Origin of the sequence: Streptacidiphilus jeojiense (genome assembly GCF_000719095.1) — a bacterium.
Lineage (GTDB): Bacteria > Actinomycetota > Actinomycetes > Streptomycetales > Streptomycetaceae > Streptacidiphilus > Streptacidiphilus jeojiensis.
In genome coordinates this window covers 80,161-103,601 of record NZ_JOEH01000006.1, presented here as the reverse complement: position 1 = coordinate 103,601, position 23,441 = coordinate 80,161, and the positions used below count along the sequence as shown (strand labels likewise).

The window sequence follows — 23,441 nt, the reverse complement described above, 5'->3', positions numbered from 1 at the left end:
ACTCCAGGTCAAGGGGTGTACGGACAGGACGAAGACTACCCGGCTCCTGCCCCCGCAGCGGTCGGCCACACCTCGCCGGGAGCCGGCCGGAGGAGCCCATCAGGGAGCCAGTGGACAATGGCGCCATGCGGATACTGCTGGTGGAGGACGAGGTGCGGCTGGCCGAGCGCATCGCCGAGGGGCTGCGCGACCAGGGCATGGCGGTGGACGTGTGCCACGACGGCGACCAGGCCCTGGCCAAGATCGACCTCACCACCGGCTACGACGTCATGGTGCTGGACCGGGACCTGCCCGGACGCAGCGGCGACCAGGTCTGCCGCGAGCTGACCGGGCGGGCCGACGCGCCGATGGTGCTGATGCTCACGGCGCTGTCCGGGACCGACGACCGGGTCGACGGCCTGGCCCTGGGCGCCGACGACTACCTCGGCAAGCCCTTCTCCTTCGCCGAACTGACCCTGCGCGTCCAGGCCCTGGCCCGCCGGGGCCGCTCCCACGCCGCCGTGCTCAGCTGCGGGGACGTGACCATGGACACCCTGCGCCGCACCGTCCACCGCTCCGGACAGCCGGTCGCGCTCACCGCCAAGGAGTTCGCCGTGCTGCAGCTGCTGATGGCCGCCGACGGCGCCGTGCTCAGCCAGGAGCAGCTGCTGGAGCGCGCCTGGGACGAGCACGCGGACCCGTTCACCAACACGGTCCGGGTCACCGTCAACCGGCTGCGCCGCAAGCTCGGTGCCCCCGAGCTGGTGGAGACCGTGGTCGGCGCGGGCTACCGGATCAGCGCATGAGGCGGCCACGGCCGGGGATGCCCCCGCTCACCATCAGGGCCCGGCTCACGCTCACCTACGCCGCGCTGTTCACCCTCGGCGGCAGCGCCTTGGTGCTGGCCCTGACCACGGCCTTCTACCATTTCATCTTCCAGCCGCTGCCCGACGACCAGATCCCCAGCAGCCTGGACCCCGACCACGACCACTTCGTCGGCCTCAGCGACCAGATCCGCGACGCCGCCGCCTCGCACCTGCTCCGGGTCGCGCTGGCCCTGCTGGTGCTGGTGGTCGCGGTCTCGGCGCTGGTCGGCTGGTGGGTCGCCGGGCGGCTGCTGCGTCCCATCGCCGACATCACCGCCGCCGCCCGCCGCGCCAGCGGCACCACCCTGCACGAGCGGCTCAACCTCTCCGGCCCGTCGGACGAGCTCAAGGAGCTCGGCGACACCTTCGACCAGATGCTCGAACGCCTGGACGCGGCCTTCGCCGCCCAGCGCCGCTTCGTCGCCAACGCCAGCCACGAACTGCGCACCCCGCTCGCGCTGACCCGCGCCGCCGTCGAGGTCACCCTGGCCAAACCGGAGCCGGACCAGGAGCAGTGGCGCAGCATGGCGCGCGACGTCGCCGACTCCACGGTCAGGGCCCAGCAGCTGATCGACGCCCTGCTCACGCTGGCCCGCTCGGAGCAGCGGCTCACCGATCCGGAGGAGGACGACCTGGCCGACATCGCCGCCGAGGCGATGGACCGGGTGGCCGCCCGGTGCCGGGAGCGGCGGCTGCGGGTGGAGTCCGATCTCGGGCCGGCTCCGCTGCACGGCAGTGTCGCCCTGCTCGGGATCGCGGTGGCGAACCTGCTGGAGAACGCGGTGAAGTACGGCAGCGAGGGCGGCCTGCTACGGGTCACCAGCGCACGGAGCGGGGCCGACCGGGTCGAGCTCACCGTCGTCAACGACGGTCCGGCGCTGCCGGCGGACCGGCTCGACCGGCTCTTCGAACCCTTCCAGCGCGGCGGCGGCCGGGGCCGGGCCCCGGGGCCGGACGCCCCGGAGGGGGCGGGTCTGGGCCTGTCCATCGTCCGCGCCGTCGCCACCGCCCACGGCGGCCGGGTCACCGCCACGGCCCGCCCGGAGGGCGGACTGGCCGTCAGCCTGCTGCTCCCCGCGGCCTGATCGGCGCGCTCAGCCCGACTGACGCGCTCAGGCCGACCGGCGCACTCAGGAGGGCCAACCCGCCCAGAACCAGAGCACGACGGCCTGGGCGATGAACAGCATCACCTCGCCGCCCTCCCGGGACTGCAGCCAGGACCATGCCTGCTGGGTCTGTCGCATGCGCCTTCTCCTGGATCGCTCTTCGTCTTCGCCGTCATCATCGTCTACATACCTGTAGACAAAGCTACCCCCAAACCACTCGATCAGGTGATCCACACCGATCTGACGTGACATCGACCCCGCCGACGTGATGCGGTCCTACCAGGTCCGCATCATCGATCGACCGCTGACCTGGTCGATCGCCGCCGATCGGGGGAACCCTCATGGCCGGTACGCAGCCATCTCGCAGGGAACCAGAAACGGGAGCACTCACCCTGCTCGCCGGAGCACTGCAACGGAACCTTCTGTGGATCATGGTCGGGGCGTATGTCCTGGCCGCCGTCCTGCCCGGTCCCGGGGAGGCGGTCCGCTCCGTCACGCTCGGAAGGATCGGCACCACCGCACTTCCGCTGCAGGCGGGTCTGCTCGCGGTGGTGGTGTTCAACGCCGGGCTGACGGCCAGGGCCGAGCGGCTGCCCGCGCTGCTGCGCCGTCCCGGGCCGCTGGCGCTCGGGGTGGCGATCAACGCGCTGCTGCCCAGCGTGCTGCTGGCGGTGGCCTCGGTCGGCGCGGAGGGGTGGCACAGTCCGCGCGAGGCGCAGAGCCTGCTGGCCGGGCTGGCCCTGATCGGGGCGATGCCGGTGGCGGCCGGCGCCACCGTCTTCTCCCAGGGCGACGAGGGCAGCGCCACGCTCAGCCTGGGCCTGGTGCTGGGCTCCACCCTGCTCAGCCCGCTGACCATCCCGCTCGGTCTGCACCTGGGCGGATTCCTCACCACCGGCGGCTACGCCGCCGACCTGCACGCCGCGGCGAAGACGGCCGGCAGCCTGTTCGCCGTCCTGGTCGTCGTGCTGCCCTGCCTGCTGGGGCTGCTGACCGGACGGCTGGCCACAGTGCTCAAGGGCGGCCGGTCCGGTCGGGGCTCGACCCCGCCGCTGATCCGGCTGGTCAACCTGGCGGTGGTGGTCACCCTCAGCTACACCAACGCCTGCGGGGCGCTGCGCCAGGTGGTCCGCAGACCGGACCCGGACTTCCTGCTGCTGGTGGTCGCCGCCGCGGCGCTGATGTGCTCGGTGTCGTTCCTCTGCGGCTGGGTGATCGCGGGCCGGCTCCGCTGCGACCGCGGCGAGGCCGTGGCGCTCACCTACGCGTCGGGCATGAACAACAGCAGCGCCAGCGCGGTACTGGCGGCGACCCGGATACCGGACCATCCTGCGGTACTGCTGCCGATCCTCGCCTACAGCCTGCTGCAGAAGATCCTGGCCGGTTCGGTGGGCCGGTTCATCGGCAGTCCCGTCCTGCCGCCCGTCCTGCCGCCCGTCCTGCCGCCCGGACGGGAGGCAGGACGGGATGCGGCAGCGGGCCGCGCCGGACCCGTCAGCGGGTCCAGTCCGGACGCAGGGTCACGCTGAGGATGGTGCGGTACTCGGCGGGCTGGGCCGCCGGGACGGTGTAGAGGCTGCTCGGGTCGGTGCCCTGCACCGAGCCGGTGCTCGGCAGCGGCTTGGGCGTGGAGTAGCCGGCGAACAGCATGGTCAGCGTGCCATTGCCGTTCTGCACCACGGTCGGGTCGTAGACCCGGCCCGAGTAGTAGCCGGAGAGGCCGAGCGCGCCACCGCTGGTCGCCTGCTTCGCCAGGGCGGAGAAGGTGTAGTCGGTGCCGATCAGCTTCTGCGGGGTGCTCCAGTTCTTCCCGTCCTCGGACGAGGAGTAGAAGATCTGGTTGAAGGCGTCGCTGTCACCGTCCGAGGCGTAGGCACCGGACAGGAACAGGCCGTAGCTGCCGTCCGGGTTGGTGATGACCGTGCCGCGCGAGCCGACCCAGCGCAGCACCGAGTCGCTGCTGGAGGTCGGGTCGTTGAGTCCGGAGACCTGGCCGAGGTCGGTGAAGTGCACGCCGTCGTAGGTGTAGGCGGCGCGGACCACCGAGTAGTCCTCGTTGTTGCCGTAGAGCGACTTGGGCTTGTTCTTGCCCTCGCCGATCGCTGCCAGCTGGGCGTAGGGGACGGTGGCCGCGCCGGGGGCGCCGACGCTGCTGCCCTTGGCCACCGCACCGGTGCCACCGGTGCAGCCGGTCAGATCGGTCGCGTCCGCGCCGGTGCAGCTGACCTGCACGATGCCGGCCGCCGTGCCCAGGCTCACGGTCACCGAACCGCCGCTCGGCTGCAGCGCGGAGGTGTCCGCGACCGGAATGGTGGCGGCGGGCAGCGTCACGGCCGCCGTGGTGGTGGTCGGGGTGAAGTAGTTGACGATCTTCTCGGTGTAGAGCACCGCGACGCTGCCCCTGGGCGCGCCCTGGTAGTGCGACAGGGTGCTGATGATGCCGTCCGGGGCGATCAGACCCGAGGTCTGGTCGGCGCCGGCCGGGATCACCGCGTCCGCCTTGACCGCGTCGCCCGCCGCGACGCTGACCCCGGCCGCGTCGCGGGTGGTGCACCCGGTCAGCGCGGTGGCCGTGGCGGCGGCGTCGTTGCAGTCCACGATGTGGCCGTCGACGTTGAAGTGGCCCGGCTGCTCGAAGTTCGCGGTCGAGCCGACGTTCACGGTGACGCCCGCGCCGGTCGGACCGGCCGGGATGCTGACCGCCGCGGTGGCGGTGGTGCTGCCGCCCATGCCGACCGGTTCGGTCGCCGGCAGTCCGGCCAGCGGGTCGTCGCCCTTGGGCGTGAGCTTGTGCACGATCAGGTTGACGCCCAGCGCGTCCCCGGTGGGACGGCTCAGCGTGTAGAGGACCTGCGCCCGCTTGCCGCTGCCCGCCTGGCCGTTGCCGCCGTAGCCGGGAACGGACAGCACGAAGGCGTGGCCCTGGCCGTCGTCGTCGGTGTTGCCGGTCGCGCACAGGCCCGCGTTCTGCTCCAGCGCCTCGCCGGTGTACTTCCAGGTCTTGCCGTGGTCGGTCGAGGTGGCCGAGACCACCGCCTCGTCCGTGTCCTTCGGCCGGTAGTCGAAGTAGCCGGTCAGCGTGCGGCCGCCGTCGTCGCTGGTGACGAACGGGAAGTAGTACGGCTGCATCGGCAGCACGCTGCCCTTGGGCTGGCGCAGCACCGTGCCGGTCGCCGAGCTGGTGCCGTTGTCGGTGGAGCAGTAGCCGGTGAGCGGACCGGGGGTGCCGGTGGAGCCGCTCTGCGCGGGCACGGCACCGGTGCCGGCCGGGTCGACGGCCACATTGGGGTAGGTCACCCCGCCGACGCTGATGGTGCTGCCGAACGCCGGGTCCCCCTGGGAGAGGGTCCACGGACCACCCTTGACCTTGTCGACCACCGGGGTGCCGACGGAGTAGCCGGCCAGGTGCCGGTGGGACTGGTGCAGGCTGCTCTGCGGCAGGGCGGCGACGCAGGCGAGCGCAGCCACGCCGACGGCTGCTGCCGTCGCTGTACGGCGACGAGTCATGGGGAAGCCCTTCAGGGGTGGGCGGGACGGGGATTCGGCGTGATCCTGACCCTTCGTGGGCGAAGGCGGCAGTGGCCGGGGCGACTGTTCACCCGGTGTTACGGCTCCGGCATCCGGCCGGTTGCCGGAGCGCTGACAAGTTGGGCCTGTTATCCGGGTGTTAGGTGCCTCGTGCGAGGCTGGCGCGGTCCATGTACTGCTCGAGAACGGTCGCCGCCTCCATGTCGACAGGCCAGATTGCAGCAAGGCACCGCGCGACGACATCCGCGCGGCACGCCCTGAGCAAGGTGCCCGAAGTCACCCTGTACTTCTGGATCACCAAGGTCCTCACCACCGGGATGGGCGAGACCACATCGGACTTCCTGGCCCAGCACATCGACCCGGTGATCGCCGTGGGCCTGGGCTTCGTCGCCTTCGCCGCCGCGATGCTGCTGCAACTGCGTGCGACCCGCTACACCGCCTGGATCTACTGGACCGCGGTGGTGATGGTGAGCGTCTTCGGCACCATGGCCGCCGATGTGCTGCACGTCCAGTTCAAGATCCCGTACACGGTGTCCACCGCGTTCTTCAGCGTGGTCCTGGCCGTGGTCCTGGTCGCCTGGTACAAGGTCGAGGGGACGCTGTCGATCCACAGCATCCACACCCGCAGCCGCGAGCTCTTCTACTGGGCCACCGTGCTGACGACGTTCGCGCTGGGCACCGCGGCGGGCGACCTGACCGCGATGAACCTGCACCTGGGCTACTGGGCCTCCGGCTTGCTCTTCGCGGTGCTGATCGCGATCCCCGCGCTGGCGCACTGGCGCTTCGGGATGAACCCGATCGGCGCCTTCTGGTTCGCCTACATCATCACCCGCCCGCTCGGCGCCTCCTTCGCCGACTGGATGGCGGTCTCCCACGCCCGCGGCGGCCTCGCCTGGGGCACCGGACCGGTCAGCCTCGGCTGGGCCGTGGTCATCCTGGGCTTCGTGGTCTACCTGGCCGTCTCCCGTAAGGACGTGGCCGAGCGCGAGCAGGGCTGAACCCCGGCAGCACGGGAGGCCGTGTCGCCGGTCGGTCTCTCCGACCGGCGACACGGCCTCCCGTGCTGCCCGCTCAGGCCGAAGCCCGCACGATCAGCTCCGTCGGCAGGATCACCGAGGCCGGGGGCTCGCCCGCGATCAGGGACTGCAGCACCCGGACCATCTCCGCGCTGATCCGGTCCCAGGGCTGACGGACCGTCGTCAGCGCCGGGCGGGTGTTCGCGGCGATGGTGGAGTCGTCGAAGCCGCCGACCGCGACGTCCTCCGGCACCCGGCGGCCGGCCTGTTCCAGGGCGGCCAGGGCGCCGTCGGCCATCAGGTCGGAGGCGACGAAGACCGCGTCCAGGTCCGGGGCGGCGGCCAGCAGCGCGGTCATCGCCGCCTCGCCGCCGGCCCGGCTGTAGTCGCCCTCGGCGACCAGGGCCGGGTCCTGCGGCAGACCGGCCTCGGCCAGGGTCTCCCGGTAGCCGTTGAGCCGGTCGACCCCGCCGGGGGTGTCCAGCGGGCCGGTGATGGTGGCGATCCTGCGGCGGCCGGTGCCGAGCAGGTACCGCACCATCGCCCGGGCGCCCTCGTTGTCGTCCGCGGCGACATAGGGCGTGGTCGAGGTGTGACCGAGCGGCTTGCCGCAGGCCACGACCGGCATCCGGGCCTCGTCCAGCAGCTCCACCATCGGGTTGCCGGAGTGCGAGGAGACCAGCAGGACGCCGTCGACGTGTCCCGAGGTGATGTAACGGCCTATCCGGCGGCGCTCCTCCTCGGTGCCCGCGATCATCAGCAGCAGCGGGATGTCGTGCTTGGCGAGGGCCGTGGTGCAGCCGCGCAGCAGCTGGTTGAAGTTCGGGTCCTCGAAGAAGCGCGTCTGCGGCTCGGTCAGCAGGAAGGCGACCGAGTCGGAGCGCTGGGTGACCAGGCTGCGGGCATGGCGGTTGACGACGTACCCGGTCTTGCGGATGGCGGCGTTGACCGCCTTCAGCGCCTCCGGGCTGACGTTGTGCCCGCCCTGCAGCACCCGGGAGACGGTGCCGCGGGAGATCCCCGCCTCACGGGCGACGTCGTGGATGGTCGGCGGCCGGCGACGGGCCGGCGTTGCTTCGGTCATCTGCGGTGACGGTTCTTCCTCGAACGGTAGGACGGTACTGAACGGTTCTGAAGGGCTCTGAAGGACTCTGAAGGGTTCTGCACGGCAAGGGTCCGGCTGCTGATGCCTGATCAGGACTTTACGGCCCCGGACAGCAGGTCGAGGCGCCAATAGCGCTGGAGCGACAGGAACAGTGCGATCAGCGGCAGCACCGAGATCAGCGAGCCGGTGATCACCAGGGTGTAGAGGGCCGGGGCGGCCGCGCCCTGCTTCAGCAGCGTGAACAGGCCCACCGTCACCGGGAACTTGCTGTCGTCGCCCAGCATGATGAAGGGCAGCAGGAAGTTGTTCCAGATCGCCACGAACTGGAACAGGAACACGGTGACCAGCCCCGGCATCATCATCGGCAGCGCCACCGAGCGGAAGGTCCGCCACTCGGACGCGCCGTCGATCCGGGACGCCTCCAGCAGTTCGTCGGGGATCGCGCCGGCGGCGTAGATCCTGGCGAGGTAGATGCCGTAGGGGCTGAGGATGCTCGGGATCAGCACGGACCAGTAGGTGTCGGCCAGACCGGCCTTGGCCATCAGCAGGTACTGCGGGATGGCCAGCACCACCGGCGGCATCAGCACACCGGCCAGCAGGGTGTTGAAGATCGCGTTGCGCCCGGCGAAGCGGTACTTGGCCAGGGCGTACCCGGTGACCCCGGAGACCCCGGCGGAGAGCAGCGCACCGACCCCGGCGTAGAAGGCGGAGTTCAGCATCCAGGTCCAGAACTCGCCGTTCCGGTAGGCGCTGAGGTCGTGCAGGTTGGAGAGCAGGCCGGTGCCGGGGAACAGGGTGAAGCTGGTGAACAGCTGCGCGCTGCTCTTGGTGGCGGCGACCAGCACCCACACCACCGGTATCAGGCAGTAGACCGCGCCGGCCAGCAGGCCGAGGGTGGGGGCCCAGCCGATGCGGCGGAGCCGGGAGGTGAGCGGGGAGCCGCTCACGGGCACGCTGACGCGGGTGGCGTCCTGGGTCATCGTCACTGCTGCTCCCCATAGGCACGGCTGCCGACCAGCTTCAGGAATCCGAAGGAGATCACGAGCGTCACCGCCGCGATGACCACCGAGGTGGCCGAGGCGGAGTAGATGTCACCACGGACGAACGCGTCGCGGTAGACCTTCATCAGCGGGCTCCAGGTGGAGGAGATGCCGTTGGTCAGCGGCGCCAGCGTGGTGGGTTCGCTGAACACCTGAAGCGTGGCGATCAGCGAGAAGAAGAAGGTGAGGACGAGCGAGGGGAGCACCATCGGGATCTTGATCCGCAGTGCGATCTGCAGCTCGGACGCGCCGTCGAGCCGGGCCGCCTCGTACACCTCTGCGGGGATGGAGCGCAGCGAGGTGTAGATGACGACCATGTTGAAGCCGGTGCCGCCCCAGACCGCGATGTTCGCCAGCGCGACGTACATGCCGTGGCCGGAGAGCAGTTGCGGGCCGCTCATGCCGAGCTTGCCGAGCAGGAAGTAGCCCGGGCTGGTGGTCGGCAGGTAGAGGAAGCCCCAGAGCAGGCTGGCCACCACGCCGGGGATGGCGTAGGGCAGGAAGATCGCGATGCGCGAGAAGGCCCGCAGCCGGACCTTGTCGGCGTCCAGCAGCAGGGCGAACAGCAGCGCCAGGCCGAGCATCACCGGAACCAGCATCGCGCCGTAGACCAGCACCCGGGCGGTGCCGTTGAGCAGCTCCGGGTCGCTGAGTGCCGAGGCGTAGTTGGACAGTCCGGCCCAGCCCTCGCTGCGCGAGCCGGGCCCCAGCCCCAGCCCCTGGATGTGGATCTTGCGGAAGCTGAGGTAGCCCGCGTAGCCGATGGGCAGGGCGAACATCAGCGAGAACAGCACGATCGCCGGGGCGAGGAATCCGTAGGGCGCCAGTCGGAACGTGCGACGCCTGGGGGGTGGGGCTGCCGTGGCCATGGGGCGCGGCTCCGTTCCAGGGGTTGAGGGTGGGGGCTGGGGAGCAGGGAGTGGGGGTGGGGTGAAGCGGTGCAGGTCTGGGGCTGGGAGGGGTGCCCCCGCCCGGGTGGAGGCACCAGCCCGGGCGGGGGAGTCTCAGCGGTGCTGCGGTGGTGGCGTCAGCCGGCGACCTTGAAGCCCTGCTTCTGCATATCGGCCAGGGTGGCCTGGTTCATGGTGTTCAGCGCGGCCACGAAGTCGCTCTTGTTCTGCGCGGCCTTGCCGAAGGCGTCCTTGAAGGCGCTGTAGGCGACGTTGACGTTGGGTCCCCAGGCGGCGGGGGCCGTGGTCGCGGCGATCTTGGCGGCGCTGGTGTAGAAGTCGGGCTGGTTGCTGAAGAAGTCGGGCGCGGTGGCCAGGGCGCCGCCGGTCTGGGCGTCGCTGGCGGCCGGGTACACGTAGGAGTCCTTGACCAGCGCGGCGACGGCGGTCGGGTCGGTGTTCAGCCACAGCGCGAACTGGGCCGCCGCGTCCTGGTGCTTGGAGTTGTTGGTCACGGCCGTGGACGAGCCGCCCCAGCTGCCGGTGACGTTCTCGCCCGCGCTCCACTGCGGCAGCGGGGCCATGGCCCACTTGCCCTTGGTGGCGGGGGCGCTGCTGCTGAGCACACCGGGCGCCCAGACCGCGCTGACCCAGGCGAGCTGGGAGCCGTCGGCGAGGGCCTTGCTCCAGGCCGGGGTGTACATCGGCTGGTTGTCGATGGTGCCGTTCTTGACCAGGTTGCCCCAGAAGCTGGCCACCTTCTGGGTGGCCGCGTCGTTGATGGCGACCTTCCAGGTGTCGCCGCTGGTGGTCCACCAGGAGGCGCCGGCCTGCTGGGCCAGGCCGGCGAACAGGCCCGCGTCGTTGCTGGAGAAGGTGGTGAGGGACTTCTTCGGGTCCGCCGCGTGCAGCTTGGCCGCGTCCGCGGCGAACTGGTCCCAGGTGGTGGGGACGGTCAGCCCGTACTTGGCGAAGAGGTCCTTGCGGTAGAAGAACATCAGCGGACCGCTGTCCTGCGGTATCGCGTAGACGGCGTTGGAGCCGAGGGTCACCTGCTTCCAGATGCCCGCCGCGAACTTGCCGGACGCGGAGCCGTCCTGCTTGGAGATGTCGGCGAGGACGTTGTTGCTGACCAGCGTGGGCAGCGCCTGGTACTCGGCCTGCACCAGGTCGGGGGCGCCGCCGGCCTTCGCCGCGGTGATCACCTTGGTGAGCAGGTCGTCGCCGGAGGCCTGCTTCTCCACGGTGACCTGGATATTCGGGTGGGACTTGTTCCAGATCGCCACGACCTGGTCGAGACCGGGGGCCCAGGCCCAGTAGGTGAGCTTGACCGGACCAGAGGCCGTGGCCTGGGTGCTCGCACCGGCGGAGGAAGTGGAGCCGCTGCTGCTGCAGCCGGCGAGAAGAGCGGTGGCGACACCGGCGGCCGTCAGGCCGAGGGCGATGCGACGGTGCATCGAAAGCATGGACACTCCAACGGACGAGGACGTCCGCACCATGCGGACTGTCGTCTTCAGTCACTGTGAGCGTTCACAGTACGGAAACCAACACGACACTTGTCAAGAGTTGTTGCAATCCGGTTATCCAAGGGCCTGCAAATCCCGACTTTCCGGCAGTCAGCAGCTCAGAAGTGTCGAGTGATCAACAAAATCCAACATGACGCACCACTTGCCAAAGGGCGGTACGCGTCGGTTAACGTGTGCACGTTCCCAGCCCTCTCGCTTCCGCAGGAGTCCGTCATGCCCCCGAAACCCACTCGGCTCCCCACGCGACTCCTGGGGCGCGGCCTCGCGTTCGGCGGTGACTACAACCCCGAGCAGTGGCCGGAGGAGGTCTGGGCCGAGGACATGGCCCTGATGCGGGAGGCCGGGGTGAACGCCGTGAGCGTCGGCGTCTTCTCCTGGGCCCTGCTGGAGCCGTCCCCCGGCGTCTTCACCTTCGACTGGCTGGACCGGCTGCTGGCGATGCTGCACGACAACGGGATAGCCGTGGCCCTGGGCACCCCCACCGTCGTCCCGCCGGCCTGGTTCTACCAGCGCCACCCCGAGGCGCTGCCGGTCACCAAGGACGGCCAGCGGCTGGCCTTCGGCGGACGCGGTGCGATCTGCCACAGCTCCCCCGCCTACCGCCAGGCCGCCGCGGGCATCACCACCGCCCTGGCCGAGCGCTACGCCGACCACCCGGCGCTGGCCCTGTGGCACGTCCACAACGAGTACGGCGCACCGGTCGCGGCCTGCTACTGCGAGCAGTCGGCCGCGGACTTCCGCCGCTGGCTGCAGCAGCGCTACCAGACCCTGGAGCGGCTCAACGAGGCCTGGGGCACCCTGTTCTGGGGCCAGACCTACACCTCCTGGTCGCAGATCGAGCCGCCGCGGCGCACCCCCACCGCCGGCAACCCGGGCCACCAGCTCGACTTCAGGCGCTTCACCAGCGACGCCATGCTCGCCAACTTCAGCGCCGAGCGTGACATCCTGCACCGGCTGGCCCCGGACACCCCGGTCACCACCAACTTCATGACCGCGCTCAGCCAGGGCCGCAATGTCGACTACTGGGCCTGGGGCCGCGAGGTGGACCTGGTCTCCAACGACCACTACCTGGTCGCCGAGGCCGAGCGCACCCACGTCAACCTGGCCATGTCGGCGGACATCACCCGCTCGGTCGCCTCCGGCGCCCCCTGGCTGCTGCTGGAGCACTCCACCGGGGCGGTCAACTGGCAGCCCCGCAACCTCGCCAAGGGCCCCGGCGAGCTGGGCCGCAACAGCCTGGCCCATGTCGCCCGCGGCTCCGAGGGGGCGATGTTCTTCCAGTGGCGGGCCTCCCGCTACGGCGCCGAGAAGTACCACTCGACCATGCTGCCGCAGGCCGGGACCGACAGCCGGATCTGGCGCGAGGTGGTCCAGCTCGGCTCCGACCTGGGCCGGCTGGCCGAGATCCGCGGCACCCGGGTGCGTGCCGACGTCGCCGTGCTGTGGGACTGGCAGTCCTGGTGGGCCCAGGACCTGGAGTGGCGTCCCACCGAGGACCACAGCGCCGAGGAGCGCGCCGACAGCTGGTACGAGGCCCTCTACGACCAGCACCTCACCGTGGACTTCGCCCACCCCGAGGCCGACCTGACGGACTATCCGCTGGTGGTCGTCCCCGCCCTCTACCTCACCGAGACGGCGGCGGCCGAGAACCTGCGGCGCTATGTCGAGCAGGGCGGCGTCCTGGTCGTCTCCTACTTCTCCGGCATCGTCGACGGCACCGACACCGTGCACCCCGGCCCCTACCCGGGTGCGCTGCGCGACGTCCTCGGGCTGACCGTGGAGGAGTTCCTGCCGCTGCGGGCCGGCCAGGAGGTGGCGCTCGACGGCGTCGGGACCGGCACCGGGGCGGACGGCGCCCCGCTCGCCCCGCTCAGCGGCGACGTCTGGACCGAGACGGTGGTGCCGCGCGGCGCCGAGACGGTGTGGCGCTACACCGACGGCCCGGCCGCGGGCGGTCCGGCGATCACGCGGCACTCGCTGGGCGCCGGCCACGCCTGGTACGTCTCCACCCGGCTCTCCCCCGCCCAGCTGGCCCCGGTCCTCGCGCTGGCCGGCCAGGACGCCCGACTGCCCGACCGCAGTGAGCTGCCGCACGACGTCGAGGTGGTCCGCCGCAGCGGCGCGGAGCGGGACTACCTCTTCGCGATCAACCACACCGCGGCCGAGGCCAAGGTCACCCTGCCCGCCCCCGGCACCGAACTGCTCACCGGGGAACGCGCCTCGGGCTGCCTTCCGCTGCCCCCTGGATCCGTCCGCGTCGTCCGCCTGGAGGGTTGAGGGGCCGCACCAGACCCGACGACCGCGGACGCGGACCGGCCCCGAGCGATCTTCCCCGCTCGGGGCCGGTCGTTCATGCAGGGTTCAGCAAACCGTCATTGACGGTCAGTCACCCGACCTGCCGGTGCCGCCCGTTCCCCCGTCCACCGATCCGAGCAGGCTGAGGGCCACGGTGCCGGGGCCGGACGGGGTGGTGCCGTCAGCGAGGACGGCCAGGGCCAGGGTGTTGTCGCCGTGCGGGTCCAGGATGCCGGTCGGCAGCACAAAGGTGTGCTGCGGGCCGACGTCGTTGATGTACTGGCCCAGGTTCCAGCCGTTGAGGAACAGTTGGACCCGGTAGGCACGGGTCGGGTCGTCGGTCAGGGTGAGCCCCACCGAGGCGTCGAGCCCTTCCGGGATGCGCAGCCGGAAGCCGGTGCGGTACCAGGTGACGCCCTGTCCGGACGCGGTCGCCGGGAACACCGCCGGGCTCCAGCGGCGGTCGTCGAAGCGCGGCAGGTGCCAGCCATTGCGCTCACCGTCCAGGCCACCGCTGTTGAGCGGTCCGCGCACCGGGTCGGCCGCCGTCACCGCTACGGTGTCCGCGCCCTGGAGCCGCCACACCGGAGCGGGAGCGCTCCCGCTGTTCAGGGTGAAGGCCGCCGAGACCAGTCCCCGGGCGGACTTCTGCGCGTCATTGGCCCCGCCGTCCTCGGAGCGGGCCATCGGACGGACCAGCACGGACAGCACATGGTCGCCGTCCCCCTGCTGCGCCGCTGGGAGCGGCAGCGTGGCGGTGGCGGTCCAGGTCTGCGTGGTGGCCTGGGCCAGGGTCGGCACCGGCATCCGGTGGCCGCCCAGCGGGACGCCGTCCAGCCAGGCCATCAGCAGGCCCTGGGTGCCGGTCTGGTACGAGAGTTGGAGAGAAGAGGCGTCGCTCGCCCCGGTCCAGGAGGCGCGGTACCAGACGTCCCCGTAGTGGAAGCCGTAGTCGTCGGCGAACAGCACCGGGCCACCGGCCGGCACCGGGGTGGAGCTGAAACTGGTGGTCCGGTCGGCGACGGTCCAGGTCGAGTCGGGGTAGCCGGGCGCCGACTCCGGGTCGCCCGCGGCGCTGCGCCAGCCGGTCAGCGCGGGCAGGGTGATCGCCGGCGGGCCGGCCAGGCTCCGCCGCGCGGCCAGGCTGCCGGAACGGGTGGCCCTGGTCGGCACGGTCTCCCCGTTCCAGGTGACCCGCTCGACCCCCCGGGGTGCCCAGACCTCCAGGTCGCTGGGGGCCGTGGTGTCGCCGGTCAGGTGCAGCACCTGACCCTCGGCGTGCGCGGTGCGCAGCAGCGCCGGACCTCGGACCAGCGCGGTGCCGGTGGCGGTACGGGTCGGCCACAGCGTGGCGCAGGCGTCGTCGTCGGCGAGCAGCAGGAGCAGCGGCACCGGGTTGCCGCCGCCGCTGACGCTCAGTCGGGTCAGGCCGGAGAGCGTGGCGGTGACGGTGAGCAGCGCGCCGGCGGGGTCGTAACTCCAGTCCGCGGCACCCTCGATCAGGGCGACCGCGGGCTGTTCGGCGCAAGACAGAGCGAGTTGGACCGGTGCGCCCGGTCGGCCAACCAGCAGGCCGACGTCCTGGCGGCCGATACGGCCCTGCAGCATGGGTTGCGCCGTGGTGTGGTGCAATTGCCGTGAGCCCAGGGCGATCCCGGTGCCGAACAGTCGGGCGTCCTTGGCGCTGACCTGGAGCGGCACGGTGAGTGTGCCCTCGGCGACGGCCAGGTCCAGGGTGGTGCTGATGTCGGCGGTGTGGTCGTTGCGGACCACGTAGACGTGCGCGGCGGTGTCCGGGTTGCTGAGGTGATACACCGTCAGGGCGGGGTCGGCCGCGGCGGTGTCGGCGGCCCGGTCCAGCTTGGCGAGGTCGGGGACGGCGGTGAGCAGGCTGCCGATCTGCTTCATCGGGGTGGTCTTGGCGGTCGGGTTGCGGGCCTCGTCGATGGCCGCGCCGTAGTCGTAGGAGGTGTAGACGACCGGGGCCGGCAGCCAGCCCCAGGAGGTGCCGCCGAAGGCCATGTAGACATTGTGGATCTTGATGCCGTTGGCGAGGTTGGTGAGGTAGAAGCGCCGCTCGTAGCCGGCGTCGCGGGTCGCCCTGGCAGCCGCGTAGCCCTGCCCGGCGAACTCGGCGCCGCCCCAGCAGTCGAACCAGCCGCCGCCGAACTCGGCCATGAAACCAGGGGTGTCCGGGCTGGCGGTGGAGCCGCCCTTGCTGCCGCCGGCGCCGAAGTAGCCCCAGTCGGGCGGGGTGGACGAGGGCGAGGGGTAGCCGTCGAAGGCGTAGAGGTAGCGGCCGGTCTCGGTGCCGTCGGGGCCGCTGGTGGGGAAGGACCCCGGGGTCCAGTATCCGTTGCGGCCCTTGTCGTTGTGGAACAGCGGCACGGTGATGCCGTCGGCGCGGACCTTGGCGTAGAGGTGCGCCAGGTAGTTCTTGCCGGTGCTCCCGGAGATGTAGGAGGCGTACTCGTTCTCCAGCTGGTAGAGCAGCACCGTGCCGCCGCCGGTGGAGTACTGGCGCGGCGCGACCACCGCGTCGACCGCGCTCAGGTACTCGTCCACATGGGCCAGGTAGGTCGCGTTGTCGGTACGCGCGGTGCCGGCGGTGGCCTGCAGCCAGCCCGGGTAGCCGCCCGCGTCGACCTCGGCGTTGATGTAGGGGCCGGGACGGACGATCACATAGAGCCCGGCCCGGGCCGCGTCGTCCAGGAAGGCCCCGAGGTCGCGCACGCCGGTGAAGTCGTACACCCCGGGGGCCGGGGAGTGGTAGTTCCAGGCGACGTAGACGCTGACGGCGTTGAAGCCGCTCGCTCTGAGCTTCTGCAGCACGTCCGGCCACAACTGCGGGCTTGGCAGCCGGAACGGGTGGATCTCACCGGACCAGATCGGCACCCGTTCGCCGTCGACGAGCAGGGAGTACCGGTCGAAGCCGACGGTGCGGGCGACGCCGTCCGCGACCGGTCCGGCCGCGGCGGCCTGAGCCGGCCCGGTGTCCAGGGAGAGGTTCGTTCCGATGGCCAGGCCGGCGACCGCGCCGCCACTGAGTACGGTGAAGCGCCGACGGCTGAGGTCCATAGAATCCTCCATCAGAGAACATATCTCGCCATATCAACCCACGGACAATCAAGAACCAACAAGGACCGTAGGTCTGACCTGGCCTCAGGTCAATGCTCCGGACCTTCCCTGTGCAGCCAGCACAGCGCCTGGTGCCCCGCACCGACTGCGGCGACCGGAGGCCGCTGCGCGCAGATGTCCATCACCGAGGGGCAGCGGCCGCGGAACGGACAGCCGCCCTCAGCGGTGGTCTCGCGCTGCTCTGCCGTGCGACGGGCGCGCTGGTCCAGCCGCTCCCGGCGCGCGGCCCTGGCCTGCTCCCGGGAGGCGCCGGTGCTGGGCGCGGACTCCGCCAGCAGCCTGGTGTAGGGGTGGGCCGGGTTGAGGATCACCGCGTCGCTGGGCCCGCGCTCGACCACCGTGCCCCGGTACATCACCATCACCTCCGAGGAGAAGTGCCGTGCGGTGGCCAGGTCGTGGGTGACGTAGAGCAGCGCGAGGCCGTGCCGCCGCTTCAGCTGGTCCAACAGGTTGAGGATCTCCAGCCGGATCGAGACGTCCAGCATCGACACCGGCTCGTCGGCCAGCAGGATCCGCGGCTCGGGCGCGAGCGCGCGGGCGATGGCCACCCGCTGGCGCTGGCCGCCGGACAGCTCGTGCGGACGCTTGGCGGCCATGTCCGCGGCCGGGGTGAGGTTGACCGACTCCAGCAGCTCCCGCACCGCCGCGTCCGCCGGGGCACCGCGCCGGGCACGGCCGGTGGCGATCAGCGGCCGGCGCAGATGGTGGTCCACGGTGTGCGCCGGGTTGAGCGAGGCGAAGGGGTCCTGGAAGACCATCTGCACCTCGCGGCGGTAGGCGGCCGCCCCGGTCCTGGGCCGCCCGCCCAGCTGCACCGTCCCCGAGCTGGGGCGCTGCAGCCGGGCCAGGGCCCGGACCACGGTGGACTTGCCGCTGCCGCTCTCCCCCACCAGGGCGAGGGTCTGCCCCGCGCGCAGCCCGAAGGACAGGTGGTCGACGGCGCGCAGCGGCCTGCCGCCGCGCTGCGGGTAGTCCACGGTGAGGTCGCTGACCTCCAGCACCGGGGCCGGGGACGGGTCCACCGCCGGAGCACTCGACCGGGCGTCTGTCATGGAGTGGCTCCCTGGAGTCCGTGGAGGTGGCAGGCGGCGCTCCAGCCGGTGCCGCGGTCGAGGTCGAGCAGGGCCGGGTGCTGCCCGGCGCAGGGGTCGAAGACCTGGTCGCAGCGGGCCGCGAAGGGACAGCCGGGCAGCTGTTCGCGCAGGTCGGGCGGGGTTCCGGGGATCCCGCGCAACTCCCGGCGGACGCCCGCCAGGTCCGGGAAGGAGCGCAGCAGGCCCTGGGTGTAGGGGTGCGCCGCCGAGCCCGCCAGGCCCTCGGCCGGGGCGTACTCGACGAACTCCCCCGCGTACATCACCGCGAGCCGGTCGCTGATCTCCAGCAGCAGGCCGAGGTCGTGGGTGATGAAGACGACGCTGAAGCCGAGCTGCTCGCGCAGCCGCTCAACCTCGTCCAGGATCTCCCGCTGGACCACCACGTCCAGGGCCGTGGTCGGCTCGTCCATGATGACGATCTCCGGTTCCAGGGCCAGCGCCATGGCGATGACCACGCGCTGGCGCATGCCCCCGGAGAGTTCGTGCGGGAAGCTGCGGATCCGGGCCGGGTCGATGCCGACCAGTTCCAACAGCTCCCCGGCCCGCCGGCGGCGGCGCTCGGCGGTCCAGCCGGTCCGGTGCGCCCGGAAGATGTCGTCGAACTGGCGGCCGACGGTGGTGACCGGATTGAGCGCGTTCATCGCACTCTGGAACACCATGGACTGCCTGCTCCAGCGGAACGCCCGGAGCTGCTCCCCCTCCAGCGCCAGCAGATCGGTCTCCACCCCGTCCCGGGAGCGGTGCAGCACCCGGCCGCCGGTGAGCCGGGCCGGCGGCTTGAGCATCCGGCTGATCGCGTACGCCAGCGTGGACTTGCCGCAGCCGCTCTCACCGGCCACGCCCAGCAGCTCACCGCGCCGCAGCTGGAAGCTGACGTCCCGGACCGCACGGGTGGGCCGCTCCCCCGCGTACTCCACACTGAGGTGCTCGACGCTCAGCACCACGTCGGCGTCGGCGCTCATGCCCCGGCTCCCTTCTTCTGCAGCCGGGCCTTCTTCTGCCTGGGCTCGTGATGGACCCTCAGCCGGGGGTTGAGCAGCTCGTCCAGGCCGAAGTTGACCAGCGACAGCGCCGCGCCGACGGCGGCGATGCACACCCCGGGCGGCACGAACCACCACCAGTAGCCGCTGGACAGCGCCTCCGCGTTCTGCGCGAAATACAGCATGTTGCCCCAGGTCAGGTCGAGCGGGTTCTCCAGCCCCAGGAAGGCCAGACCGGCCTGGGTGAGGATGGCGAACACCACCGCGAAGATGAACTGGGAGACGATGATGGCCAGTTCATTGGGCAGGATCTCCACCAGTACGATCCGCCAGCGGCGCTCCCCGTAGACCCGGGCGGCCAGCACGTAGTCGCGGCTGCGCAGCGACAGGGTCTGCGCCCGCAGCACCCGGGCCGAGGCGGCCCAGCTGGTCAGCGCGATGATCAGCACCGTGGCCGGCATCCCGCCGCCATGGGCGTAGGCGGAGACCACGATCACCAGCGGCAGACCCGGGATCACCAGGAAGACATTGCTGAGCAGCGACAGCGCCTCGTCGGCCAGCCCGCCCAGGAATCCCCCGCCGATCCCGATCACGATCGAGACCACGGTGGCGACCAGCGCCGCCGCCACCCCGATGAACAGGGTCCCGCGGGCGCTGACGACCAGTTGGGCCAGCACGTCCTGGCCGAGCTGGGTGGTGCCGAGCCAGTGCGCGGCCGAGGGCCCCTGGTTGAGGTCGGTGCTGACCGCGTTGGGGTCGCCGACCAGGAACGGGCCGATGATCGCGGCCAACGCGAACAGCACCAGCACGGTCAGCCCGGTGACCAGTCGGCGGGAGCGCAGCATCCGGCGCAACCGGCCGGGGCCGGGGGCGGCGGTGGGCACCGCCGGGTCGGTGAGCAGGGCGGCGGTGGTCGTCATCGGGCCTGCCTCGTGCGCGGGTCGACGAAGCCGTAGAGCATGTCGACGATGAAGTTGGCGGCCAGCACCGCCATGGTGATCACCAGGAAGACCGCCTGCATCAGCGGGTAGTCGTTGTTGCCCACGGCGCTGAGCAGGGTGAAGCCCATCCCCGGATAGGAGAAGACGATCTCCATCACCAGCGAGCCGCTGACGATGAACCCCAGCGAGATGGCGAACCCGGCCACGCTGGGCAGCACCGCGTTGCGGGCCGCGTACCCGATCATCACGGTGCGGGCGCGCAGCCCCTTGGCCTCGGCGGCGGTGACGTAGTCCTCGGAGAGGGTGGACACCATCATGTTGCGCATGCCGAGCAGCCAGCCGCCCACCGAGCTGAGCACGATGGTGATGGCCGGCAGCAGCGCATGGCTGACGGCCGAGCCGATGAAGGCGCCGTTCCAGCCGATGAAGGTGTCCGGGCTGTAGCCGCCGCTCTGCGGGAACACCTGGGTCACCTGGGTGAGCAGGTAGAGCAGCAGCAGCGCCAGCCAGAAGTAGGGGATGGCGGTGAGGAAGGTGGTGACCGGGACCAGGTTGTCCAGCCAGGTGCCGCGCTTCCAGCCGGCCAGGGTGCCCAGCGCGATCCCCAGCACCACGCTGATCAGTGTGGCCAGGCCGACCAGCAGCAGGGTCCACAGCACGCAGCTGCGCAGCACCGTGGTCACCGGGGTGGGGAAGTAGCTGATCGACAGCCCGAAGTGCAGCTGGGCGACGGAGGTCAGGTAGTCCCAGTACTGGGCCAGGATGTTGCCGTGGCCCAGCCCGAGCATCCTGGCCACCGCGTCGTGCTCGCCCGCGGGGACCGGGCCCTGTTGCTGCATCCGGGACAGGATGATCTCCACCGGGTCGCCGGGGATCAGCCGCGGCAGGGCGAAGTTGAGGGTGACGGCCAACCAGGCCGCGATGGCGTAGAAGCCGAGCTTCCTGAGCAGGTAGCGCATGCTGGGAGCGCTCCCTACTTGGCCGGGCTGAGGCGCATGGCGACCCAGGCGGCGTCGGGGAACAGCCAGACCGAGGCGGCCGCGTAGGAGTCGGCGGCGGTGGGGAAGCCGGTGACGTTGTTGCCGTTGAACTCCTGCTCGTTCTGGGCGTCCATCAGCGGGATCACCGGCATGTCCTTCACGAACTGCTGCTCAATCGCGTAGAAGTAGGGCTTCTGGGCGTTGACGTCGGTGGTCTCGGCCAGGTGGTCCAGCGCGTCGTCGATGGCGGCGTTCTTGTAGCGGCCGTAGTTGCCGCCGGTGGTCTGCTGGCCGAGCGGCTTGGCCAGCCGGCTGTCGACGATCTGGTCGTAGTAGGCGCGCGGGTCCGGGGTGAAGCCGAAGCTGCTGAGCAGCATCTGGAAGTTGCCGGACGCCTGGTCGGCGGCCCAGGTGTTGTAGGCCTCGGAGTCGATCTGCAGGTCGATGCCGACCTTCTTCAGCTCCTGCTGGGCGAGTTGACCCAGGCTCAGGTAGTCGGTCCAGCCGGACACCATCTTCACCGTGACGGTGAGCCTCTTGCCGTTCTTGGCGTAGTAGCCGTCGGAGCCCTTGGTGTAGCCGGAGGCGGTCAGATAGCCGTCCACCTTGTCCTGGCCGGTCTCGAAGGCGGTCGGCAGCGAGGGGTCCAGCACCGAGGAGAAGTTGGGGGTGAGCAGGGCGGCCGGGTTGGTCGCGGCGGCCTGGCCGTCGTAGACGGACTGGCTCATGAACGCGCGGTCGACTCCGGCGCTGATGGCCTTGCGGACGTTGGGGTCCGCGGTGGGGCCCTGCAGCGCGTTGGGGATGAAGGCGGTCACCGCCAGCGGATTGTTGACCAGGGTGAACTTGGGGTCCTTGGCCAGGTAGTTCTTCTTGATGTCCGGGATGAAGCCGCCGGCCCAGTCCAGCGCGCCCGACTCGATGGCGGCGTCGGCGCTGTTGTTGCCGTTGTAGCCGACGTAGCGCAGGGTCGAGAACTTGGGGTAGCCGGTGAGGTAGTAGTCCTTCCGGGCGGTCAGGGTGACCAGGGTGGACGCCACCGACTTCACCGTCCAGGCGCCGGTGCCGACCGGCTTGCTGTTGAGCACGGTGGTCTTCTGCGCGTCCGGGATGGAGCCCCAGATGTGCTGCGGCAGCATCAGGGTCTTGCCGAGGATGAAGTACGCCTTGGTGTAGGCGGACTGGGTGAACGTCAGGGTCACCCCGTCGGTGCCGTCGGTGGTGACGTTCGCCAGCGGCAGGCCGTAGGCGTTCAGGGTGCTGGCGTGCATGGCGTTGGCGAAGCTGAAGGCGACGTCGGCGTTGGTGAACGGCTTCCCGTCGCTCCAGGTGACCCCGGAGCGGACCTTGATGTGCAGGGTCTTCCCGCCGTCGGCCCAGCTGTAGGAGGTGCCCAGCCAGGGCTGGATGTCGCCGGACTTGGAGGTGTTGTAGAAGAACAGCGGCTCGTAGACCATCCCGTCGGTGGCCTGCAGGGCGTTGGGCGAGAACGGGTTGAAGTTGGCCGTGTAGCTCTGGCCGGAGCCGGTCGAGACGGTGAGCACTCCGTGCTGCACCGAGGCCGACGGGCCCTTGTGCCCGCTGCTGCCGCCGCAGGCGGCGAGGGTGACGGAGAGGGCGAGGGCGCTGCAGGCGGCGAGCAGCCGGGGGCGGTCGAGGGTTCTGGGCATGGGTGTGTCCCCTTGGGTCCGAATGAGCGGGTGGGTCAGGGGGGATCGGCGGCGGTCCGCACACCGGCGACACCGGTAAAGTCTGATGTGCCGAAAAAGTAGGGTCGCCCTCAGCGCGTTGTCAATGCCCCGGTATTGATTTGCAGAAAGCCGGGTGCTGATACTGCTGAACCGGTTTTGCGATAACCCGGCATAGTCACAGCTCAACGGAGGAGCACGGTGAAGCGTCCCACCATGCAGGACATCGCCCGGCGGGCCGGGGTCACCAAGGGCGCGGTGTCCTTCGCGCTGAACGGTCGGCCCGGGGTCTCCGAGCCGACCCGCAGGCGGATCCTGGCCATCGCCGAGGAGCTGGGCTGGCAGCCCAACAGCGCCGCGGTGGCCCTGTCCGACGGCCGGGCCAACGCCTTCGGCCTGGTGGTCGACCGGCCGGCCCGCACGCTGGGCCTGGAGCCCTACTTCATGCAGCTGATCTCCGGCATCCAGGCCGAGCTGTCGGCCACCGGCACCCCGCTGCTGTTCACCGTGGCCGACGACCAGCTGGCCGAGATCGCCACCTATCGCTCCTGGTGGGGACGGCGCCGGGTGGACGGGGTGTTCCTGGTGGACCTGCGGGTGGACGACGCCAGGGTGCCGGTGCTGGAGCAGCTGGGCATGCCGACGGTGGCCATCGGCATGCCCCAGGCGGCCGGCAGCCTGCCCGCGGTGTGGACCGACGACGCCGCCGCGGCCCGCACCGCGCTGAGCCATCTGGTCGGCCTGGGCCACCGGCGGATCGCCCGGGTGGCCGGCCCTGAGCAGCTGCTGCACACCCGGATCCGCACCGAGGCCTTCGCCGCCTGCGCCTGGGAGCTGGGGGTGGAGTACCGCACGGTGGCCTCCGACTACAGCGGCGAGCAGGGCGCTGCCGCCACCCGCGAGCTGCTGCTGGGCCCGCGCCGGCCGACCGCGCTGGTCTACGACAACGATGTGATGGCGGTGTCCGGGCTGTCCGCCGCGCAGGGCCTGGGCCTGCGGGTTCCCGCCGACGTCTCCATGCTGGCCTGGGACGACTCCGCGCTGTGCGAGCTGGTGCACCCGTCGCTCACCGCACTCAGCCGGGACATCGCCGAGCACGGCGCGCACGCCGCCCGGGTGCTGCGGCAGGCCGCCGGCGGCGCCGACTGCGGTGACCTGCGCGATCCCGACCCGGTGCTGACCCTGCGCGGCAGCACCGCGGCGCCGGCCGGCGAAGATCAAGACTGAACCGGTTTAGGGAATCTTCGTCGAAACACTGTCGAATACTGC

The 23,441-nt window shown here is 71.1% G+C and carries 17 protein-coding genes; 6 read left to right on the top strand and 11 right to left on the bottom strand.

Going from position 1 to position 23,441, the window contains the following annotated elements:
• The first annotated feature begins 125 nt into the window (after nt 1–125).
• The 3 genes from IF29_RS0108975 to IF29_RS0108960 all read left to right on the top strand — a co-directional run bounded on the left by IF29_RS0108975 (nt 126) and on the right by IF29_RS0108960 (nt 3,480).
• Nucleotides 126–785, top strand: coding sequence for a response regulator transcription factor (locus IF29_RS0108975; protein ID WP_030252093.1), 660 nt, complete (start codon nt 126–128; stop codon nt 783–785).
• The gene (locus tag IF29_RS0108970) at nt 782–1,930 is read left to right on the top strand and encodes a sensor histidine kinase (RefSeq protein ID WP_030252090.1); all 1,149 of its coding nucleotides are present in this window, start codon (nt 782–784) and stop codon (nt 1,928–1,930) included. The genes IF29_RS0108975 and IF29_RS0108970 overlap by 4 nt, the downstream gene beginning before the upstream one ends.
• A 452-nt stretch (nt 1,931–2,382) precedes the next feature.
• Entirely contained in the window at nt 2,383–3,480 is a 1,098-nt protein-coding gene (locus tag IF29_RS0108960; protein WP_051725078.1) for a bile acid:sodium symporter, read from the top strand.
• On the opposite strand, the gene IF29_RS0108955 is transcribed toward IF29_RS0108960, so the two are convergent.
• The gene (locus IF29_RS0108955; protein WP_157623662.1) at nt 3,446–5,458 is read right to left on the bottom strand and encodes a hypothetical protein; all 2,013 of its coding nucleotides are present in this window, start codon (nt 5,456–5,458) and stop codon (nt 3,446–3,448) included. The two genes, IF29_RS0108960 and IF29_RS0108955, sit on opposite strands and share 35 nt — an antisense overlap.
• Before the next feature lie 287 nt (nt 5,459–5,745).
• Between IF29_RS0108955 and IF29_RS0108950 the strand changes: the two genes are divergently transcribed.
• On the top strand, nt 5,746–6,477 hold the full coding sequence (locus tag IF29_RS0108950; RefSeq protein ID WP_037594677.1) for a COG4705 family protein: 732 nt from the start codon (nt 5,746–5,748) through the stop codon (nt 6,475–6,477).
• Between the two features lie 73 nt (nt 6,478–6,550).
• Here the strand turns inward: IF29_RS0108950 and IF29_RS0108945 are convergent, their stop codons facing one another.
• The 4 genes from IF29_RS0108945 to IF29_RS0108930 all read right to left on the bottom strand — a co-directional run bounded on the left by IF29_RS0108945 (nt 6,551) and on the right by IF29_RS0108930 (nt 10,987).
• Nucleotides 6,551–7,579 (bottom strand): LacI family DNA-binding transcriptional regulator, encoded by a 1,029-nt coding sequence (locus tag IF29_RS0108945; protein WP_030252077.1) that lies wholly within the window; start codon nt 7,577–7,579, stop codon nt 6,551–6,553.
• A 110-nt stretch (nt 7,580–7,689) separates the two neighbouring features.
• Nucleotides 7,690–8,580: a carbohydrate ABC transporter permease gene (locus tag IF29_RS0108940; protein ID WP_030252075.1), complete on the bottom strand. Its 891-nt coding sequence runs from the start codon at nt 8,578–8,580 to the stop codon at nt 7,690–7,692.
• A gap of 2 nt (nt 8,581–8,582) precedes the next feature.
• Nucleotides 8,583–9,509 carry a carbohydrate ABC transporter permease gene (locus tag IF29_RS0108935; RefSeq protein ID WP_030252074.1) on the bottom strand — a complete coding sequence of 309 codons (927 nt, stop codon included), beginning with the start codon at nt 9,507–9,509 and terminating at the stop codon, nt 8,583–8,585.
• A 158-nt stretch (nt 9,510–9,667) separates the two neighbouring features.
• Complete coding sequence (locus tag IF29_RS0108930; RefSeq protein WP_030252072.1) at nt 9,668–10,987, bottom strand: ABC transporter substrate-binding protein; 1,320 nt, start codon at nt 10,985–10,987, stop codon at nt 9,668–9,670.
• A gap of 282 nt (nt 10,988–11,269) precedes the next feature.
• On the opposite strand from IF29_RS0108930, the gene IF29_RS0108925 reads away from it, so the two are divergent.
• Nucleotides 11,270–13,333, top strand: coding sequence for a beta-galactosidase (locus IF29_RS0108925; protein WP_030252069.1), 2,064 nt, complete (start codon nt 11,270–11,272; stop codon nt 13,331–13,333).
• Between the two features lie 105 nt (nt 13,334–13,438).
• On the opposite strand, the gene IF29_RS0108920 is transcribed toward IF29_RS0108925, so the two are convergent.
• From IF29_RS0108920 to IF29_RS0108895, 6 genes are all read right to left on the bottom strand, one after another.
• Nucleotides 13,439–16,429, bottom strand: coding sequence for a glycoside hydrolase family 35 protein (locus IF29_RS0108920; protein ID WP_030252067.1), 2,991 nt, complete (start codon nt 16,427–16,429; stop codon nt 13,439–13,441).
• An 89-nt stretch (nt 16,430–16,518) separates the two neighbouring features.
• A complete protein-coding gene (locus IF29_RS0108915; protein WP_051725077.1) occupies nt 16,519–17,541 on the bottom strand; it encodes an ABC transporter ATP-binding protein in 1,023 nt (340 codons plus the stop codon).
• The gene (locus IF29_RS0108910; RefSeq protein ID WP_037594675.1) at nt 17,538–18,545 is read right to left on the bottom strand and encodes an ABC transporter ATP-binding protein; all 1,008 of its coding nucleotides are present in this window, start codon (nt 18,543–18,545) and stop codon (nt 17,538–17,540) included. Before IF29_RS0108910 ends, IF29_RS0108915 begins: the two co-directional genes overlap by 4 nt.
• A complete protein-coding gene (locus IF29_RS0108905; protein ID WP_051725076.1) occupies nt 18,542–19,483 on the bottom strand; it encodes an ABC transporter permease in 942 nt (313 codons plus the stop codon). Before IF29_RS0108905 ends, IF29_RS0108910 begins: the two co-directional genes overlap by 4 nt.
• A complete protein-coding gene (locus IF29_RS0108900; protein WP_030252058.1) occupies nt 19,480–20,463 on the bottom strand; it encodes an ABC transporter permease in 984 nt (327 codons plus the stop codon). The genes IF29_RS0108905 and IF29_RS0108900 overlap by 4 nt, the downstream gene beginning before the upstream one ends.
• A 14-nt stretch (nt 20,464–20,477) precedes the next feature.
• The gene (locus tag IF29_RS0108895) at nt 20,478–22,154 is read right to left on the bottom strand and encodes an ABC transporter substrate-binding protein (RefSeq protein ID WP_051725075.1); all 1,677 of its coding nucleotides are present in this window, start codon (nt 22,152–22,154) and stop codon (nt 20,478–20,480) included.
• A 219-nt stretch (nt 22,155–22,373) separates the two neighbouring features.
• On the opposite strand from IF29_RS0108895, the gene IF29_RS0108890 reads away from it, so the two are divergent.
• The gene (locus tag IF29_RS0108890; RefSeq protein WP_037594674.1) at nt 22,374–23,399 is read left to right on the top strand and encodes a LacI family DNA-binding transcriptional regulator; all 1,026 of its coding nucleotides are present in this window, start codon (nt 22,374–22,376) and stop codon (nt 23,397–23,399) included.
• The last annotated feature ends 42 nt before the right edge of the window (nt 23,400–23,441 follow it).

Bases quoted from the DNA above. Each gene is read 5' to 3' on its own strand.
- IF29_RS0108910 (WP_037594675.1), bottom strand. From the start codon at position 18,545: ATGAGCGCCGACGCCGACGTGGTGCTGAGCGTCGAGCACCTCAGTGTG.
- IF29_RS0108955 (WP_157623662.1), bottom strand. From the start codon at position 5,458: ATGACTCGTCGCCGTACAGCGACGGCAGCAGCCGTCGGCGTGGCTGCG.
- IF29_RS0108970 (WP_030252090.1), top strand. From the start codon at position 782: ATGAGGCGGCCACGGCCGGGGATGCCCCCGCTCACCATCAGGGCCCGG.
- IF29_RS0108975 (WP_030252093.1), top strand. From the start codon at position 126: ATGCGGATACTGCTGGTGGAGGACGAGGTGCGGCTGGCCGAGCGCATC.
- IF29_RS0108900 (WP_030252058.1), bottom strand. From the start codon at position 20,463: ATGCGCTACCTGCTCAGGAAGCTCGGCTTCTACGCCATCGCGGCCTGG.
- IF29_RS0108920 (WP_030252067.1), bottom strand. From the start codon at position 16,429: ATGGACCTCAGCCGTCGGCGCTTCACCGTACTCAGTGGCGGCGCGGTC.
- IF29_RS0108935 (WP_030252074.1), bottom strand. From the start codon at position 9,509: ATGGCCACGGCAGCCCCACCCCCCAGGCGTCGCACGTTCCGACTGGCG.
- IF29_RS0108895 (WP_051725075.1), bottom strand. From the start codon at position 22,154: ATGCCCAGAACCCTCGACCGCCCCCGGCTGCTCGCCGCCTGCAGCGCC.
- IF29_RS0108905 (WP_051725076.1), bottom strand. From the start codon at position 19,483: ATGACGACCACCGCCGCCCTGCTCACCGACCCGGCGGTGCCCACCGCC.
- IF29_RS0108940 (WP_030252075.1), bottom strand. From the start codon at position 8,580: ATGACCCAGGACGCCACCCGCGTCAGCGTGCCCGTGAGCGGCTCCCCG.
- IF29_RS0108915 (WP_051725077.1), bottom strand. From the start codon at position 17,541: ATGACAGACGCCCGGTCGAGTGCTCCGGCGGTGGACCCGTCCCCGGCC.
- IF29_RS0108945 (WP_030252077.1), bottom strand. From the start codon at position 7,579: ATGACCGAAGCAACGCCGGCCCGTCGCCGGCCGCCGACCATCCACGAC.
- IF29_RS0108960 (WP_051725078.1), top strand. From the start codon at position 2,383: ATGGTCGGGGCGTATGTCCTGGCCGCCGTCCTGCCCGGTCCCGGGGAG.
- IF29_RS0108925 (WP_030252069.1), top strand. From the start codon at position 11,270: ATGCCCCCGAAACCCACTCGGCTCCCCACGCGACTCCTGGGGCGCGGC.
- IF29_RS0108930 (WP_030252072.1), bottom strand. From the start codon at position 10,987: ATGCACCGTCGCATCGCCCTCGGCCTGACGGCCGCCGGTGTCGCCACC.